This window comes from Sediminicola luteus, assembly GCF_040566555.1.
Classification (GTDB): Bacteria; Bacteroidota; Bacteroidia; order Flavobacteriales; family Flavobacteriaceae; genus Sediminicola.
The window spans coordinates 442,077-459,733 of the sequence record NZ_JBEWYP010000003.1; the positions used below are offsets into that span (position 1 = coordinate 442,077).

A 17,657-nucleotide genomic window follows, 5' to 3' on the forward strand; every position below is an offset into this window, starting at 1 on the left:
ATGAAAACACTACGGATTTTAGCGGTGGATGATCATGAAATGACCATGATTGGGTATAAATTTATATTGGAAGAAATTCAGTTTGAAGATTTCACAATTCAAGTGGACACTGCTAAAACCTATGAACTTGGGAAACAGAAGATAACAGATTCTGCAAAATCATTTGCCTATGACATTATCATGCTCGATATTCAATTGGGTCCGGCCAATGAGACCCAAGCGCATACTGGAGAAGATTTGGGTATTCTAGCAAGGAAAATAGTTCCAAAATCCAAAATTGTTTTCTTATCCTCTTTTAGTGATAATTATCGCATTAATAGCATTTTGAAATCTGTAAACCCAGAGGGTTATATGGTTAAAACCGAGATTGACGAAAATGCCCTTAATGATATGGTACATACGGTCATGAAAGAGCCTCCATTTTACACTAAAAAAGCATTGATAGCCATTAGGACCAAAATGGCCAATGACATCCCCTTGGACGACAACGACAAGAAAATATTATACCATCTTTCCATAGGCACAAAAACCAAAGATATGATAGATCATATCTCTTTGTCCCTTCCTGGTATTGAAAATAGAAAGCGACAATTAAAAGCTATATTCGGCGTTGAAAAGCAAAATGACCAAGCCCTGATAACAGAAGCGAGGAATAGAGGGTTTATTTAAAATATCAGAAAATTCCTGCAGGAATATGTCATTTTATCGACAAACCGCACCATTTGAGACATAAACCATAATTTTTCTAAGGTTTTTATATAGCAACCACACATTATTAAAATATAACTTCGTGTATATGCTTAACCAAATCCCAAGATTATTATGCCTCTGTACACTGAAAGTTTTAAAAACTATCTAAAACCCGGAATTGATTCCAATTATGGAATCATTGGACTGGATACCTTTGAAAAAAGTTTGGCAAAATATTTTTATTCAGACGTTGCAGTTTCTATCTATAGCTCCAACTATGCGGAAGCCTGTTTAAATATTGAATTTCAAAACAATTTAACCTTAAGTGAGGTTTTATATTTCTTAAATACACATATTTGGGAGCAGGAAGAAGACCATTGCGTCTTAACTAATGTCAACCCATTTTTAAAAGCACTACAAGCTTTACAAGATCTAAACTCTTCGACAATAGATATTGAGGAAATTTCTATTTTATTAAAAGACACCTCTATTGTCATCAAAAAAATATATTCCCAAAGTATTCCTTCACAACTTGAAAATATTTTAAAGGAAATTACAGATCACCATTTCATGTTGACAAAGAATGCAAAAGAAGTTCCTTTTGAGATGTTCATTCCTGTATTTGAAGAAGGCCCTTTGGAAGGTAATAGCAACCTTGAAAACATCAGATCAGGCAATAATAGTTCTATAAACGACTATTTTGGATATTGGGGATTGTACTACGATTCTGAAACTGATGCAGTAATATATGATTTAGAAAGTAAATCAATGGTCTATGGCGATCTATTTATGCTAAATCATTAAAGGTCTGAATGAACACCAATAGGTAGGGCTATTGGTGTTCAAAGGACCATATGTTCTATGCGTTAAACAACGCTTTCCCACTCATTAATTCATTGACCTGGTCACGAACTCCTTCAATTATGGCTTCGTTGTCCTTATTGGTCAATACTGTATCTATAAATTCTACGATGGTGGCCATATCCGCCTCTTTCAATCCTCTTGTGGTGATAGCAGCAGTTCCAAAACGTATTCCGGAAGTTATAAAAGGGGATTTGTCATCAAAAGGCACCATGTTTTTATTCGCGGTGATGTCGGCTTTAACCAAAACATTTTCTGCCTCCTTCCCAGTGATATCCTTATTTCGTAGGTCGATCAACATCATATGATTATCTGTGCCTCCTGAAATGATTTTATAATCCTTGGCCATAAAGGCTGCAGCCATAGCGGCGGCATTCTTTTTCACCTGCAACATATAATGTAAAAAATCATCTGTCAATGCCTCTCCGAAGGCAATTGCCTTGGCTGCAATGATATGCTCTAAAGGTCCTCCTTGATTTCCTGGAAAAACGGCTAAATCTAAAAGAGCTGACATTTTTCTAAGACTGCCATTCTTCAATGTGATTCCAAAAGGATTATCAAAATCCTCACCCATTAAGATCAGTCCGCCTCTTGGGCCTCTTAATGTTTTGTGAGTAGTTGTGGTTACTATATGACAGTGCGGAAGTGGATCACTTAAAATTCCTTTAGCGATCAGGCCAGCGGGATGTGAAATATCTCCCAACAATAGAGCACCAACACTATCTGCAATTTCCCTAAAGCGTTTAAAATCCATGTCTCTAGAGTAGGCAGACGCCCCTGCTATAATCATCTTAGGTTGTTCCTTAGTGGCAATTTCTTGGATCTTATCGTAATCTAAAACCCCAGTTTCTTTATCTACACCATAAAAAACAGGAGAATACAAACGGCCAGAGAAATTTACTGGGGAACCGTGTGTCAAATGACCTCCATGGGAAAGATCAAAACCCAATATTTTATCTCCAGGTTGTAAACATGCATGGTATACAGAGGCATTCGCCTGAGACCCGGAATGGGGCTGCACATTGGCATAGGCAGCTCCGAAAAGCTCTTTTGCCCTATCAATGGCAATCTGCTCCACTTCATCAACTATTTCACAACCTCCGTAATATCTTTTCCCAGGATAACCCTCAGCATATTTGTTGGTCAACACAGAACCAGCGGCCTCCATTACTTGTGGACTGGTAAAATTTTCCGAGGCTATTAACTCAATGCCTTCCAATTGGCGTTCCTTCTCCGCCTCTATTAATTCAAAAATTTGATTATCTCGCTGCATAATAAAAATATTCTTCTAAATAAGCCGTAAAAATACGAATTGCCCGCCTTAAATTGGAAGAAAATAATATATTTGATAAGAATTTTATCAAATACAAATTAACAATTATATCATGCCCATAAAAAGTAACGACCCTGCAAAAAAAAGTTGGATACCTGTAAGTGACAATTCTGATTTTCCCATTCAGAATATCCCTTTTGGGGTTTTTTTAACGCGGGATGATATTATCACCATAGGGACCAGAATTGGGGACCACGCAATTGATCTAGGAGCTTTGCACCAATTGGGATACTTCAAGGATATTCCTCTAACAGATGATATTTTCTTGCAAGACACCTTAAATGATTTTATCTCAGATGGAAAGAAGACATGGAGATTGGTGAGAAATAGGATAAGTGAAATATTCGACGCCAATAACCCAGAACTTAAGAACAACGAAGATCATAAAAAAATAGTCCTATTCACTATGGACGAAATAGAAATGCAGCTTCCTGTTCAGATTGGGGACTATACTGATTTCTATTCCAGTAAGGAACATGCCACAAACGTTGGTAAAATGTTCAGGGATCCTGAAAATGCATTGCTTCCTAACTGGTTGCATATTCCTGTAGGATATCATGGAAGAAGCTCCTCTATTGTACCTTCTGGTACGCCAATCCACAGACCAATGGGACAAACTTTGCCTGCAGGATCCGATGAGCCTATATATGGCCCTTCCAAACTGGTAGATTTTGAATTGGAAATGGCTTTTATCACAACAGACGCTAATGTTCTTGGGGAGACCATCCCCGTGAACGAAGCAGAGAACTATATTTTCGGGATGGTCCTATTTAACGATTGGAGCGCTCGGGACATTCAAAAATGGGAATATGTTCCTTTAGGACCATTTTTGGCTAAAAACTTTGCCTCCTCCATTTCACCATGGATCGTTACCATGGACGCCTTGGAACCGTTTAGAGTAGAAAGCCCTAAACAAGAACCACAACCACTACCCTATCTTCAACAGACTGGAAAAAAAGGATTCGATATTAATTTAGAGGTAGATATCACCCCAGAAAATGGAGAATCTACAACGGTCACAAAGTCGAATTTCAAATACATGTATTGGACTATGTCCCAACAATTGGCACATCATACTGTTAACGGGTGTAAGGTAAACAGTGGTGACATGATGGGAAGTGGTACCATTTCAGGGCCAACCCCTGATTCATACGGCTCCATGCTGGAGCTGACCTGGAGAGGAGAAAAACCATTGAAACTAAAAGATGGGACCGAACGTAAGTTTATTCAAGATCATGATACCGTGACCATTCGTGGATTTTGTGAGAAAAGTGGAGTTCGAATAGGCTTTGGAGAAGTATCTTCCAAATTACTTCCGGTATATCAATCGAAAAAAAAATAAAAAATAGCAACCCTTCAAAAGCCCTTTAAATAGGGCTTTTTTTTTGTTTGTATACGATATCGCAACAAGCTGCGTTTAGTAATCATATAGCTTTTTGGCACGGCTATTGGATTATATGTCACAATCGTTAAACAAACCATTATGAAAAAACTACTACTACTTAGCTCTTTAGTACTGCTATTTATAGCATGCGGAGGCGTAAAAAAAACACAAGAAGCTCTAAACGTGGGGAACTACGGGAACGCCATAAATAGTTCTTTAAGCAATCTTGCAGAAAACAAAGACAAAAAAGGGAATCAGCCTTATATTTTATTATTGGAGGAGGCTTATAAAAAAAATACGGAAAGGGAATTACAAGAAATCGCCTTTTTACAAAAGGAAAACAATCCAGCCAATTTGGAAAGGATTTATGATTCCTACACCCAGTTGAAAAATATTCAGCAAAGGATAAGGCCTATCTTGCCTCTGTATATCAGAGATGAGAATAGAAATGCCAAATTCAGCTTTAATAATTACGATGAAAAAATAATCAAGGCAAAACAACAATTGTCCGATTATCTATATAACAATGCCAGTGATTTACTGAGCAATGCCTCCAGTAAGGCAGATTATAGAAAAGCATATGATGATTTTGCATATCTGAATGAACTAAGCCCTGGATATTCCGATTGTAAAATAAAGCAAGAGGAAGCATATGCCAAAGGCCGTGATTTTGTTAAGGTGAGTATGATCAATGATTCTGATCAAATTATTCCATCGAGATTGGAGGAAGACCTTTTAAACTTTAACACCTATGGGGTAAATAATCTTTGGACAGAATACCATGCCCAGCCACGTAGGAATATCGACTATGATTATGAAATGCAGGTTGCTTTCAGAAGTATTGTTATTTCCCCTGAAAAGGTGAGCGAAAAACAAATCAGTAAAGAAAGACAGATCAAGGACGGATATCGTTATGCGGAAGATGCAAACGGCAATATCCTAAAAGATAGTCTTGGTAATGAAATAAAAATTGACAACTTTAAAACCGTTCGATGTGATTTTCATCAATTCACCCAATTTAAAGCTGCACAAGTAGTAGGAAACGTGAGTTTTAAAGATTTAAGGACAAAACAAACTATCAATACCTATCCTTTGGCCAGCGAGTTTATATTTGAGCATATATATGCCAATTATCAAGGAGACAAAAGAGCCTTGGAAACGGATCTATTAAATTTAATAACAGTGGTTTCCGTTCCCTTCCCATCCAATGAACAAATGGTTTATGATGCTGGGGAAGATGTAAAGGGAAAACTTAAAAATATCCTACAAAACCAAAGATTCAATTGATTCAAATCGATGACATTATAATAAAACAGCCCTTTTTTAAGGGCTGTTTTTTGTTTATAGATATTTCTCCAAGGAAATTTCGTTTATGGCCCCATGGGAATCATGGGCTACCACTGTACCATTTTTTATCACTAATAATTGTGGGGATTGATGCATTACCTGAAATTTTTCCGCCACGGCATTGGACACCTCTCTATTGGCAAGCAGATCCAAGTAATACAGGTCTATCTGGTCTTCTGGGTAATTGTATGAACTTTTAAACATGTTCATTACCATTCTACTGATACCACATGTGGTAGAATGCTTAAAAATCACCTGTACCCTATTAGCAGATTTTGATTGAATCTCATCCAATTGGGATAAAGAATTCAAATTAACCCAAGGTAAATCGGTTTCCACCTTTTTCTCATTAGAATTCTTATTCCCAAAAATATTATTTAATAATCCCATTTCGTAATTTTAATGATAAGTCGGAGGTGTATTCAAAACTTACACCTGACTAATTGTCGTATTTTTTCTAAAGTTTACCGTCATTTTGTCCGCACCTCCATTTTGGATAGATTATTGACTTTAACTAATTCAAAAGTAAACAATATCATTAAAAGACATAAAAGATATGAACTTAAATAATTTCACCACAAAGTCGCAGGAAGCCATACAGCAAGCGCAGCAGCTTGCTCAAGGTTTTGGACACCAACAAATAGAAAATGAGCATATTTTTAAAGCCATTGCTGTTGTTGATGAAAATGTATTGCCCTTTATCCTTAAAAAGCTAAATGTTAATATAGGCTTAGTAAACCAGATCCTGGATAAGGAATTGGAAAGTTTTCCCAAAGTCTCTGGCGGAGACCTAATGCTTTCCCGAGAAGCTAGCAAAACACTTACGGAAGCAGGTGTTATTGCAAAAAAAATGGAAGACGAATATGTTTCCATTGAACATTTACTGTTGGCCATTTTTAAATCGAAAAGCAAGATTGCACAAATCTTAAAAGATCAGGGTGGAACAGAAAAACACCTGATCTCGGCTATTGAAGAATTGCGAAAAGGCGGTAAAGTAACTTCACAAAGTGCTGAAGAAACATATAATTCTCTCAATAAGTACGCAAAAAACCTCAATGAAATGGCAGATAGCGGGAAATTAGATCCTGTTATTGGACGCGATGAGGAAATTAGACGTATCCTGCAGATTTTATCTAGAAGAACAAAAAACAACCCTATGTTAGTAGGGGAACCAGGAGTAGGTAAAACTGCCATTGCCGAAGGATTGGCTCATAGAATAGTACAAGGGGATGTTCCCGAAAATTTAAAGGATAAAACTATTTACTCTTTAGATATGGGTGCATTGATTGCCGGGGCCAAATACAAAGGGGAGTTCGAGGAACGCTTAAAAGCAGTTATTAAGGAAGTCACTTCCTCCGATGGCAACATCGTATTATTTATTGATGAAATCCATACCCTTGTAGGGGCTGGAGGTGGTCAGGGCGCCATGGATGCGGCCAACATACTGAAACCCGCATTGGCAAGAGGCGAATTACGCGCCATTGGTGCTACCACGTTGGATGAATATCAAAAATATTTTGAAAAGGATAAGGCCTTGGAAAGGAGATTTCAAAAAATCGTGGTAGACGAACCTGATACCGAAAGTGCAATTTCCATTTTAAGGGGTATCAAGGACAAGTACGAAGCTCACCATAAGGTGCGCATTAAAGACGAAGCGGTCATTGCTGCAGTTGAATTGTCCCAACGGTATATCACCAATAGATTTTTACCGGACAAGGCCATTGATCTTATGGATGAAGCTGCCTCCAAACTTCGCATGGAAATAAATTCCAAACCTGAGGATTTGGATGTCATGGATCGAAAAATTATGCAGCTTGAAATTGAAATGGAGGCGATCAAAAGGGAAGCGGATCACGCCAAATTGAAGTCGCTCAATATTGATCTGGCAAACCTGAAAGAAGACAGAAACGAACTGTTCGCCAAATGGGAAAGCGAAAAAGCGGTTGTTGACAATATTCAAAAAACAAAACAGGATATTGAAGACTTTAAATTGGAAGCTGAACGTGCAGAGCGAAATGGGGATTACGGTATGGTTGCTGAATTACGCTATGGAAAAATAAAAGAAGCCAATGAAAAGCTGGAAATCCTCCAAAAAGAATTGGAAGAACAGCAAGTCGCAGGCACATTGATCAAGGAAGAGGTAACCAGTGAGGATATTGCAGAGGTCGTTGCCAAATGGACAGGGATCCCTGTTGCTAAAATGCTTCAAAGTGAGCGAGAGAAACTCTTGAAATTGGAAGATGTACTCCACAAAAGAGTGGTAGGACAAGAGGAGGCAATACAGGCCGTCTCGGATGCCATCAGGAGAAGTAGGGCCGGTTTACAGGACTCCAAAAAACCAATAGGTTCATTTCTGTTCCTAGGTACTACGGGAGTTGGTAAAACAGAACTCGCTAAAACCTTGGCCTCCTACCTCTTTGATGATGAAAATGCGATGACGAGAATTGATATGAGTGAATATCAGGAGCGACATGCGGTGAGTAGATTGGTAGGCGCACCTCCTGGATATGTTGGATACGATGAAGGTGGTCAATTAACGGAAGCTGTAAGACGCAGACCGTATTCAGTGGTGTTATTGGATGAGATTGAAAAAGCACATCCAGATACTTTTAATATCCTGTTACAGGTATTGGACGAAGGAAGGCTAACGGACAATAAGGGACGTGTGGCCGATTTCAAGAATTCCATCATCATCATGACCAGTAATATGGGAAGTCATATTATTCAAGAAAAATTTGAGGACAACAAAGATATTTATAGTGCAACTGAAGCGGCGAGAGTTGAAGTGCTGGGACTGTTGCGAAAAACAATACGTCCCGAATTTTTAAATAGAATAGATGATATCATTATGTTCACTCCTTTAAATATGGAGAATATTACTGAAATAGTAGGACTACAAATAGGTGGTCTTAAGAAAATGTTAGCCAAGCAGAACATTACAATTGATGCTACCGAAGAGGCCATTTTACATCTGGCCAACCGGGGATACGATCCTCAGTACGGGGCTAGGCCTATAAAGAGGACCATACAAAAAGAAGTCCTAAATAAGTTGTCCAAGGAGTTACTAATTGGTAGTATTAAAGCCGATAGTATTATTCTTATTGATGCTTTTGATGATGAACTGGTATTTAGAAACCAAAATGAATTGGTAGAATAAAAGGAGTAATTTTTTAAAAATGAGGGCATTCTAAACAGGATGCCCTTTTTTATTAAAAAACAAATACCATACAGTATATATATTTTTTATCTTCGTATAAAATTGCCTAAGAATGTCAACCAAAGCTGAAAGAACCACCGCTTATATCATAGAAACAGTTGCCCCAATTTTTAATAAATATGGGTATGTAGGCACTAGTATGAGCCACTTAACGGATGCAACCGGACTAACCAAGGGTGCGCTTTATGGCAATTTCGAAAACAAAGAAGCATTGGCCCTTTCTGCGTTTGAATACAACAGCAAAAGATTATTGGCAGCAATAGATGAAGCACTAAATAGTGAGGGCAATTCTCTTCAAAAGCTATTTAAACTAACTGACCTGTATCGTCATTATAGTGAATTTACGTATGAATTGGGAGGGTGTCCCGTTTTAAACGTGGGTGTAGATGCTCAGGAAAACAATCATTTACTGGCTGCGGCAGTAAAAGAAACCGTAAAGACCATTGAAGGAAAAATAGCTTTGGTGATAGAAAACGGGGTCAAGGATAATGAGATCAGTATTCCGGTAACGCCCTTACAATTTGCCAAGCAATTATATACCATGATTCAAGGCGCTGTGGCCATGGCCACAATTACGAGGGACAAAAAGTACCTATTGAATACCATTGCCTACCTGGACCAATTGATCAGTAAGGAAATTAAAAAATAAACTTATTTTCCTATTACCCTAAAAATCCAGGTTTCTTCGGCATACCTGCCGTAAAACTTACTATCCCTAGCCTTTTCAGCCGCTTCCAGACTATTATAGCTCTCAAGATAAACATAGTTGAAATTATTGACGGACCTGTAAAACGATTTTGGCTCCAATCCTTTTTTACGTAGTGACACCATAAAATTATCCAAGTATTTTTTAGTGCCGAATACATTGGCTATCAAATAATATCCGGGCTGTAATCCTTCCAACGTCTCTACTTCCTCATATTTTCCTTTTGTAACACTCTTGGGTTTAGAAGGTTGCTCCGTTTTTAAGGTATCCTCATTTTTGGTCTCCGCTGTTTTTATATTTTCCGTTTTTCCTTGAGGGATGGCAGCTTGTTTTTTGCTTTCAATGACTTTTTCTTCATTTTTCAACAAATCCTTTCGTTCCCTTGCTTCTTCTTTTTCGTTCTTTAATTCCTGAGTGATTTCAACTTCCTGTGGTAAAAATTGAGTCTCTTTCTTATTACCGAATCTGATGGCCGTAACCAATTCAAACGTTGCATCCTTATCCTTGACACCTTGGTCCAATCCAAACTCCATTAAAATTCCAATTGAGAGTGTCTTAAGAAATATTCCTCCTACCCCAGCAGATGCTCCATAAAAACTATTGTACCCTCCTTGTGCCCAAAACCTTTGACTTGTTAGCAAGGCGTTGAACCCTAATTGGGTCTCCATGTCCGGAATACTTTTAAGATAGAGCATAGGCCTTAAAGCAGTTTCCGTTGTGCCACCAAAAAGTTGTACTGGAAAATCATATGCCATAGCTCCAAGGAATACTTTTTTTCTATTCTCGTTCGCATTGTTATTGGAGCTGATTTCAACTAAATTTTCCGAAGCAAAGGAAAGGCTAAAGGCATCTAGCATTAATCTAACCCCTGGTGCAAACTGCATGATAAATTCGTTCGAATCAGCATTTAGAATATTTATCCCCCCATTTGATGAAAATCTATCATCTGCTATTTCCCTTTGATAGCCAAGAACATTCATGCCCAATGCAAGTTTAGCATTATCACTGATATCAAATGCATGGGCATAATTCACAATTCCCCCTGTCTGCAAATAAACCCCAGTATTGTGCTGAAGAAATCCACCACCTATCACAGAATTTTCGTTAAGGCTGGTCGTATAATTTATAAATGTGGTAGTAGGATCTGTATCCACTGTTTGCCATTGCCACCTGGTCCACAAAGCTATCGACTGCGGCCTATTTTGATCCAATGCAAAAGTGGGATTCAACAAGCTAGCATTAAACGTCGTCAGGTTATGTTGTCTAAAATCGCCGGGCAATTCTACCTCCTGGGCATTAATACCATGGACAACGATGAAGTATAAAAGAATTAAACGAAGTTTTCCCATAATCAAAAAAACAAGATTCTAAGTGTCAGGCATACTAAATTACGTTAAATTTAGTTAGTTTTAAGGTAATAGTAAATAATACGCATGATCGATATGAAAATAGAAAAACTTTTAGTTTTAGTGCTTTGTTTTGCCTTCTTAACAAGTTGTAAGGAGGAAAAGGTTTTAGAACAGCCCATGGAATCCGTGGTCACTACCTTTTACTTAATCAGGCATGCGGAAAAAGATAGAAGCAATCCCGAGAATACGGATCCAGAATTAAATCAAGACGGGTTGGGAAGGGCAATACGTTGGGCTGAAGTATTGGATTTGGTTCCTCTGGATGCGGTGTATTCAACGGATTATGAAAGGACCACCATGACTGCTGCACCAACAACGGTAAAAAAAGAACTTACGTTACAATACTATGATCCAAAAGATATTGATGTGGCTCAGTTCATCTCTGATAACTTGGGGCAAAATGTGTTAATTGTTGGCCATAGCAATACGACTCCAGAATTTGTAAACAAACTGATTGGAACTCAAAAATATGACGACATAGATGACTATGACAATAGTAATTTATTCATTGTCCAAATTGTAAATGGAAAAGCCACTGATATAAGACTTAAGATTAATTGATCCTATCTCTCTACGGAGATGTTCTTCAATTCAATCTTAGATAAAAGTTCCAAATCCGCCGACTCGTATTTTGCATCAATGTTATTTATCGTAGTAGCATCATCTTTTGGTTGGTAGTTTTCGTAATCTACAAACCGGATACCTTCTATATATCTTTCATTATAGGCTACCCTAAAGCGTACTCCGCCTTCATTGACATGAAAATCATACGCCAAATAATCGGGCTTAAAGGTTTCTTTGTTGATCCAGTACAGGTAGGTGTCCTCAAAATCCTCACCTCCCCCATTTTGATCAAAAGTCACCTTTATTTTATAGTAGTCTTTTCCTTTTAAGGTTACCTCCTCCAGCAATGATTTGTTTACAGCAGGATCATTCAAACCATAAGGTAGTTTTACAAAATAATGCACGGAGTTAACGGCATTGTCATATTTATAGGCAACAGTATCATGAAGTACTTCCAAGGTGCCATCTATATACCGTTCGAATTTCGCCTTTGACTTAACATCTTCTACCGTCTTTCCTTCCAGATCAAAAACCCGCTTTAAGACACCATTATTACCAATCCCCTCAGATATATAATGTTTGTCCCTGAAATCAAAGGATATTTTGCTCTTGGTAAATAACTCTCCTCCGCTTACCTCGATAGCTTTGTCTACAATTTGTTGTGCTGTTAAACTTTCCTTTTTCTTCTCTTTACAGGACAAAATGGAGCAAAATACGAATAGAACAAATATATTTTTCATAGGTGTAAATTTAAGATAAATTGTCAGATTCAATTTATATGGCAAAGGTTCACAAAATAATTCTAAATGCTATAAATGGTTTATTCTTTTATTGTTGTTACTTTTGTAAATGATATGCAGAAAAACATCAATATAAAGAATAAGAAAGCCAAATTTGAATATGAGATTTTGGATACTTATGTTGCGGGCATTGTCCTTTCAGGTACCGAGATAAAATCTATTCGTCTTGGCAGGGCCTCCATATCCGAAAGTTTCTGTGAATTTAATAGTCTATCAGAATTATTTGTAATCAATATGCAGGTAGATGAATATTCCCATGGGAGTCATTACAACCATAAACCTAAAGCAGAACGAAAACTATTATTACAAAGAAGAGAGCTTAAAAAGCTGGAAAAAGAGGTCAATACATCTGGACTAACAATTGTACCCTTAAATCTTTTTGTCAATGACAACGGGTTGGCTAAAATCAAGATAGCCTTGGCCAAGGGTAAAAAATTATACGACAAAAGGGAATCTATTAAAGAAAGGGATACCAAGAGAAACCTGGACAGGATCAAAAAAAGTTTTAATAACTAGTATTTGCTACTTTTACCAAGCCAATTTTCTTAATTTTTATCTTCCAAAAGAGGTACGAACCTAAACGATCCATATTCCATTTTTTCAAATTCCAGTTCCGATTTTCTAATATAAAGGGTCATTATCTGATCGTTATTGCCCACTGGAATGACCAATCTACCTCCTATTTTCAATTGCGCCATCAATGGCTTGGGCACAAATGGAGCGCCTGCAGTAACCACGATACCATCAAAGGGTGCTTCCTCTGGCAAGCCCTTATACCCATCGCCAAATATCATCTTTTTAGGTCGATAGCCCATTTTCTTGAAAAAGATATTCGTTTTTTTAAAAAGCTCCAATTGACGCTCTATAGTATAGACTTTGGTTTTTAAATGTAATAGGGTGGCCGTTTGATATCCACTTCCTGTACCTATTTCCAAGATTTTATGATTAGGCTGGGTTTCTAGAAGTGCTGTCTGAAAAGCAACGGTAAAAGGCTGGGATATAGTTTGATCGGCACCTATAGGAAATGCTTTATCCTGATAGGCATGGGCTTCAAAACTACTATCTAAAAATAAATGTCGGGGTATTGTTCGTATGGCATCCAATACTTTGTGGTCTACTATTCCTTTATCGGCCAGAATTTCGGCCAATTTATTACGCATTCCACGATGTTTTAGGGTGTCTTTCAAAAGTTCGGTTTTGGATTACGAAGTTAAAAAAAAGGACGCTATGTGCATTGAAGGATTTAAAAAGTTATCCAATTCATTTAAAGAAATAATTGAAATTTATTTTTTAGAACAACGATTCAAGCATTTGGCCAAGTACGACTCCTCGCATATAATTTGAGTTGTGAATTCCTAAAAACTACGTATCAATTTTCATGGAAGAATCGTTTCATATCCTTATTTTTGACAAAAACGAAATTTATGCTCAAGGTTGGAGTCCTGGGAGCAGGACATTTAGGTAAAATTCATTTGCGCCTTTTGAATGAATCCCAAAAATATAATCTGGTTGGCTTTTATGATCCGGATGCCATCAATGGGAAAAAGGTGGCCAACGAATTTGGATACACCTATTTTGACAATATCAATAAACTAATTGACGCAGTGGATGTGGTAGATATAGTCACTCCTACCCTTTCCCATTTTGATTGTGCAAAAAAAGCCATGGAAAAGGGAAGGCATGTATTTATAGAAAAGCCCATTACCAATACCTACGAGGAAGCAGAAGAATTATTGGCACTGGAAAAAAAGCATGGTATAAAAGGACAGGTGGGACATGTAGAACGCTTTAATCCGGCGTTTTCGGCAGTAAAGGATAAGATACAAAATCCAATGTTCATAGAAACCCATAGACTCGCCGAGTTCAACCCGAGGGGCACTGATGTTCCAGTGGTTCTGGATCTTATGATCCATGATATAGATGCCATCCTTAGCGTTGTAAATTCTGAGGTGAAGCAAATTAATGCCAGTGGGGTTTCTGTTATAAGCAACTCTCCTGATATTGCCAATGCCAGGATAGAATTTGAAAATGGGTGCGTTGCCAATCTAACCGCCAGTAGAATCTCACTGAAAAATATGCGTAAATCGAGATTCTTTCAGCGAGACGCCTACATTTCTGTAGACTTTCTCGAGAAAAAAGTAGAGGTGGTAAAAATGAAGGACGCTCCAGAAACACCAGGAGATTTTGATATGGTGCTGCAGAATGCAGAAGGTGAAAAGAAACAGATTTATTTTGAAAATCCAACCATATCAACCAACAATGCCATATTGGATGAGTTGGAAACATTTGCAGATGCTATTAACAACAATACTACGCCCATTGTATCCCTTTACCAAGGAACACAAGCATTAAAGGTAGCACTGCAAGTAATAGCTTCTTTTGAAAAGAAATAATATAAGAATTAGGTTAGGTTTAAAAGATTGGATTGATCTTCTAAAAATCTAACAACACATCAAATAATGATTGAAAAACAGTAAAATCAAAGCATGAAAAATATTGCAGTTATAGGTGCCGGCACCATGGGTAATGGTATAGCGCACGTTTTTGCCCAAAATGGTTATAAGGTAAACCTAATAGATATTTCACAAGCCTCGTTAGACAAGGGAATGGCGGTTATTGAAAAAAACCTGGACAGAATGGTTTCAAAAGAGACCATTTCGGATGAAGAAAAATTAAATACCCTTAAAAACATTACTACCCATACTGTTCTTAAGGAAGGAGTGAAAAATATGGATTTGGTAGTGGAAGCCGCTACCGAGAATGTGGAGATCAAATTAAATATATTCAGGGAGTTGGACGGGATCTGTAACCCCGAAACTATTTTGGCCACCAACACCTCCTCCATTTCCATAACCCAGATAGGAGCTGTTACCAAAAGGGCCGATAAGGTTATTGGAATGCATTTTATGAACCCTGTACCTATCATGAAATTGGTTGAAATCATCCGAGGCTACAATACTTCTGACGAAGTGACCAAGAACATCATGGAATTATCCAAAAAATTGGGTAAAACACCAACTGAGGTCAACGATTATCCAGGGTTTGTGGCAAATAGGATCTTAATGCCAATGATCAACGAGGCTATTGAAACCCTTTACAACGGGGTTGCAGGAGTTTCTGAAATAGACACCGTGATGAAATTGGGAATGGCGCATCCAATGGGACCATTGCAATTGGCAGATTTTATAGGTCTGGATGTATGTCTTTCTATTCTTAACGTAATGTATGATGGCTTTAAAAATCCTAAATATGCACCATGTCCTCTTTTGGTGAACATGGTAATGGCTCAAAAATTAGGAATAAAATCCGGAGAAGGCTTTTATGATTACTCGGAATCCAAAAAAGCGGAAAAAGTTTCCGCTCAATTCATTTAGATTAACAGATGGCCATCATCAAGGCTTTTAAGGCTATTAGACCAGCGAAGGATAAAGCTCCCTTTTTAGCGTCCCGTTCCTATGAAGACTATACCGTTAAAGAGCTAAATGCCATCCTGACCTATAATCCATTTTCGTTTTTACATATTATTAACCCGGGTTTTAAATTTGATAAAAAGGTATCAGGAGGAGAGCGTTTAAAACTTATCAGAAATAGGTACTTGGAGTTTCTAGAGGATGAAATCCTTATACGTGATACCCAACCATCCTTTTATCTTTATAAAATAGAAAAGGAAGATTTTAGCTGTTGCGGTTTGTTCTGTGGTACCAGTGTTGAGGACTATAAGAATAATGTGATCAAAAAACACGAGGATACTATTAAGCATAGAGAAAACCTTTTTGCAGTATACTTGAAGAATGTAAGCTTTAATGCGGAACCGGTATTATTGACTTATCCTGATAATCCCACCATTGGAGAAATTATTGGCGAGGTAAAAAACAGGGATCCTGAATATCGATTTTCAACGACCGATAAAGCTACCCATACACTATGGACCATCACCAGGGAAGAGGACATTTCAAAATTACAGGATGAATTCAGTAAGATTGACTCACTTTATATTGCTGACGGTCACCATAGAAGTGCTTCCTCAATGATTTTTGCCGATAAGAGCAAAAAAGGCAATCCGGGGCACACGGGAATGGAACCCTATAACTATTTTATGAGTTACCTGATCCCGGAGTCAGAGATCAAGATATTTGAATTCAATAGATTGGTAAAGGACCTAAATGGTTTGACGAAGGAAGAATTTTTAATAGAACTGGATACTTACTTTAAGATCGAAAAGAAAGGTAATGCCCTATTCAAACCCTTGGAAAAGCATCAGTTCAGTATGTATTTGGATGGTGATTTTTATGCGTTGCAATTGAGAAAGCAAATTTTCAAGTTCACCGATGCCCTGAGCAGATTGGACACACAAATACTCTATAAAACTATTTTGGAACCAATTTTGGGCATATCCGATCTTAGAAAGGATAAAAGAATCAAATATGGTTTTGGCAAGAACAACATCTTCAATATGAAAGATGAAATAGATAAGGGGAATTTTATGGTTGGCTTTGGAATGGTTCCCGTCTCCATAAAGGAACTCAAGGATATTGCCGATGCCGGATTGGTAATGCCTCCAAAAAGCACTTATATTGAACCTAAAATAAGAAGTGGACTTACCATCTATGAACTATAGATGCTAGTATCAAAAACTTCTAAAACAAGTTTAAAGAATTTTCAAAAATGGCTATTAAAGATAATTTACAAGAAATACTTACCTCCATCCCAAAATCTGTAACTTTAGTTGCCGTATCAAAAACAAAGCCTGAAAAAGATATCCAAGAAGCGTATGATGCAGGCCAAAGGGTATTTGGCGAAAACAAGATACAGGAAATGACCCAAAAATGGGAGAATCTACCCAAGGATATACAGTGGCATATGATTGGTCATGTACAGACCAACAAAGTAAAGTACATGGCAGAATATGTTTCCTTGGTTCATGGGGTGGATAGCCTAAAACTTCTAAAAGAAATTAACAAGCAGGCAAAAAAGCACCATCGTATTGTAGATTGTCTGTTGCAAATACATATAGCTGAAGAGGACACCAAATTTGGGCTGGACGAATCAGAACTAAAGGATTTGTTGGGTTCAGAAACCTTTGGGAAATTAGAAAACATAAAGGTTGTGGGACTAATGGGCATGGCCACCTTTACAGACGATAAAAATCAGATCCGTAGAGAATTCAAACACCTTAAAACACAATTTGATAAATTAAAGGCAACATTACCTAAGATTGATACCTTGTCCATGGGGATGAGTGGTGACTATCTAATAGCCATTGAAGAAGGGAGTACTATGATCCGAATAGGAAGTAGTATTTTTGGGGAAAGAAACTACAATTAATGTTGTAAAGAAACAGTGACC

General features: G+C 37.6%; 17 protein-coding genes. 12 read left to right on the forward strand and 5 right to left on the reverse strand.

Annotated features, from left to right (window positions below):
• Together ABXZ32_RS08280 and ABXZ32_RS08285 are read left to right on the forward strand one after the other, a co-directional pair.
• A complete protein-coding gene (locus ABXZ32_RS08280; protein ID WP_354618204.1) occupies positions 1-669 on the forward strand; it encodes a response regulator in 669 nt (222 codons plus the stop codon).
• Between the two features lie 153 nt (positions 670-822).
• Positions 823-1,494 carry a hypothetical protein gene (locus tag ABXZ32_RS08285; protein ID WP_354618205.1) on the forward strand — a complete coding sequence of 224 codons (672 nt, stop codon included), beginning with the start codon at positions 823-825 and terminating at the stop codon, positions 1,492-1,494.
• A 55-nt stretch (positions 1,495-1,549) separates the two neighbouring features.
• Here ABXZ32_RS08285 and glyA read toward each other — a convergent pair whose 3' ends face one another.
• Positions 1,550-2,824 (reverse strand): serine hydroxymethyltransferase, encoded by a 1,275-nt coding sequence (gene glyA, locus ABXZ32_RS08290; RefSeq protein WP_354618206.1) that lies wholly within the window; start codon positions 2,822-2,824, stop codon positions 1,550-1,552.
• A gap of 112 nt (positions 2,825-2,936) precedes the next feature.
• On the opposite strand from glyA, the gene fahA reads away from it, so the two are divergent.
• Complete coding sequence (gene fahA, locus ABXZ32_RS08295; RefSeq protein WP_354618207.1) at positions 2,937-4,226, forward strand: fumarylacetoacetase; 1,290 nt, start codon at positions 2,937-2,939, stop codon at positions 4,224-4,226.
• A gap of 141 nt (positions 4,227-4,367) precedes the next feature.
• Positions 4,368-5,555, forward strand: a complete 1,188-nt coding sequence (locus ABXZ32_RS08300) for a hypothetical protein (RefSeq protein ID WP_354618208.1) — start codon at positions 4,368-4,370, stop codon at positions 5,553-5,555.
• Positions 5,556-5,609: 54 nt separating this feature from the next.
• Here ABXZ32_RS08300 and ytxJ read toward each other — a convergent pair whose 3' ends face one another.
• A complete protein-coding gene (gene ytxJ, locus ABXZ32_RS08305) occupies positions 5,610-6,005 on the reverse strand; it encodes a bacillithiol system redox-active protein YtxJ (protein ID WP_354618209.1) in 396 nt (131 codons plus the stop codon).
• 166 nt (positions 6,006-6,171) lie between these two features.
• Here ytxJ and clpB point away from each other — a divergent pair, with 166 nt between their 5' ends.
• Together clpB and ABXZ32_RS08315 are read left to right on the forward strand one after the other, a co-directional pair.
• Positions 6,172-8,772: an ATP-dependent chaperone ClpB gene (clpB, locus tag ABXZ32_RS08310; RefSeq protein ID WP_354618210.1), complete on the forward strand. Its 2,601-nt coding sequence runs from the start codon at positions 6,172-6,174 to the stop codon at positions 8,770-8,772.
• Between the two features lie 112 nt (positions 8,773-8,884).
• Positions 8,885-9,481, forward strand: coding sequence for a TetR/AcrR family transcriptional regulator (locus ABXZ32_RS08315; protein ID WP_354618211.1), 597 nt, complete (start codon positions 8,885-8,887; stop codon positions 9,479-9,481).
• Between the two features lie 2 nt (positions 9,482-9,483).
• Here the strand turns inward: ABXZ32_RS08315 and ABXZ32_RS08320 are convergent, their stop codons facing one another.
• Positions 9,484-10,887, reverse strand: a complete 1,404-nt coding sequence (locus ABXZ32_RS08320; protein ID WP_354618212.1) for a PorP/SprF family type IX secretion system membrane protein — start codon at positions 10,885-10,887, stop codon at positions 9,484-9,486.
• A 93-nt stretch (positions 10,888-10,980) separates the two neighbouring features.
• Here ABXZ32_RS08320 and ABXZ32_RS08325 point away from each other — a divergent pair, with 93 nt between their 5' ends.
• Positions 10,981-11,508 (forward strand): SixA phosphatase family protein, encoded by a 528-nt coding sequence (locus ABXZ32_RS08325; RefSeq protein ID WP_354618213.1) that lies wholly within the window; start codon positions 10,981-10,983, stop codon positions 11,506-11,508.
• A 2-nt stretch (positions 11,509-11,510) separates the two neighbouring features.
• Here the strand turns inward: ABXZ32_RS08325 and ABXZ32_RS08330 are convergent, their stop codons facing one another.
• Positions 11,511-12,251 carry a DUF6503 family protein gene (locus ABXZ32_RS08330; RefSeq protein ID WP_354618214.1) on the reverse strand — a complete coding sequence of 247 codons (741 nt, stop codon included), beginning with the start codon at positions 12,249-12,251 and terminating at the stop codon, positions 11,511-11,513.
• A 114-nt stretch (positions 12,252-12,365) separates the two neighbouring features.
• Between ABXZ32_RS08330 and smpB the strand changes: the two genes are divergently transcribed.
• Positions 12,366-12,827 (forward strand): SsrA-binding protein SmpB, encoded by a 462-nt coding sequence (gene smpB / locus ABXZ32_RS08335; RefSeq protein ID WP_354618278.1) that lies wholly within the window; start codon positions 12,366-12,368, stop codon positions 12,825-12,827.
• Positions 12,828-12,856: 29 nt separating this feature from the next.
• On the opposite strand, the gene ABXZ32_RS08340 is transcribed toward smpB, so the two are convergent.
• Positions 12,857-13,498 carry a protein-L-isoaspartate(D-aspartate) O-methyltransferase gene (locus tag ABXZ32_RS08340; protein ID WP_354618215.1) on the reverse strand — a complete coding sequence of 214 codons (642 nt, stop codon included), beginning with the start codon at positions 13,496-13,498 and terminating at the stop codon, positions 12,857-12,859.
• Positions 13,499-13,735: 237 nt separating this feature from the next.
• Between ABXZ32_RS08340 and ABXZ32_RS08345 the strand changes: the two genes are divergently transcribed.
• The 4 genes from ABXZ32_RS08345 (at position 13,736) to ABXZ32_RS08360 (ending at position 17,636) form a co-directional block, all read left to right on the forward strand.
• Positions 13,736-14,704 (forward strand): Gfo/Idh/MocA family protein, encoded by a 969-nt coding sequence (locus ABXZ32_RS08345; protein ID WP_354618216.1) that lies wholly within the window; start codon positions 13,736-13,738, stop codon positions 14,702-14,704.
• A gap of 93 nt (positions 14,705-14,797) precedes the next feature.
• The gene (locus ABXZ32_RS08350; RefSeq protein ID WP_354618217.1) at positions 14,798-15,685 is read left to right on the forward strand and encodes a 3-hydroxyacyl-CoA dehydrogenase family protein; all 888 of its coding nucleotides are present in this window, start codon (positions 14,798-14,800) and stop codon (positions 15,683-15,685) included.
• 8 nt (positions 15,686-15,693) lie between these two features.
• A complete protein-coding gene (locus ABXZ32_RS08355; RefSeq protein ID WP_354618218.1) occupies positions 15,694-16,929 on the forward strand; it encodes a DUF1015 domain-containing protein in 1,236 nt (411 codons plus the stop codon).
• A gap of 47 nt (positions 16,930-16,976) precedes the next feature.
• On the forward strand, positions 16,977-17,636 hold the full coding sequence (locus tag ABXZ32_RS08360; RefSeq protein ID WP_354618219.1) for a YggS family pyridoxal phosphate-dependent enzyme: 660 nt from the start codon (positions 16,977-16,979) through the stop codon (positions 17,634-17,636).
• Positions 17,637-17,657 lie beyond the last annotated feature (21 nt).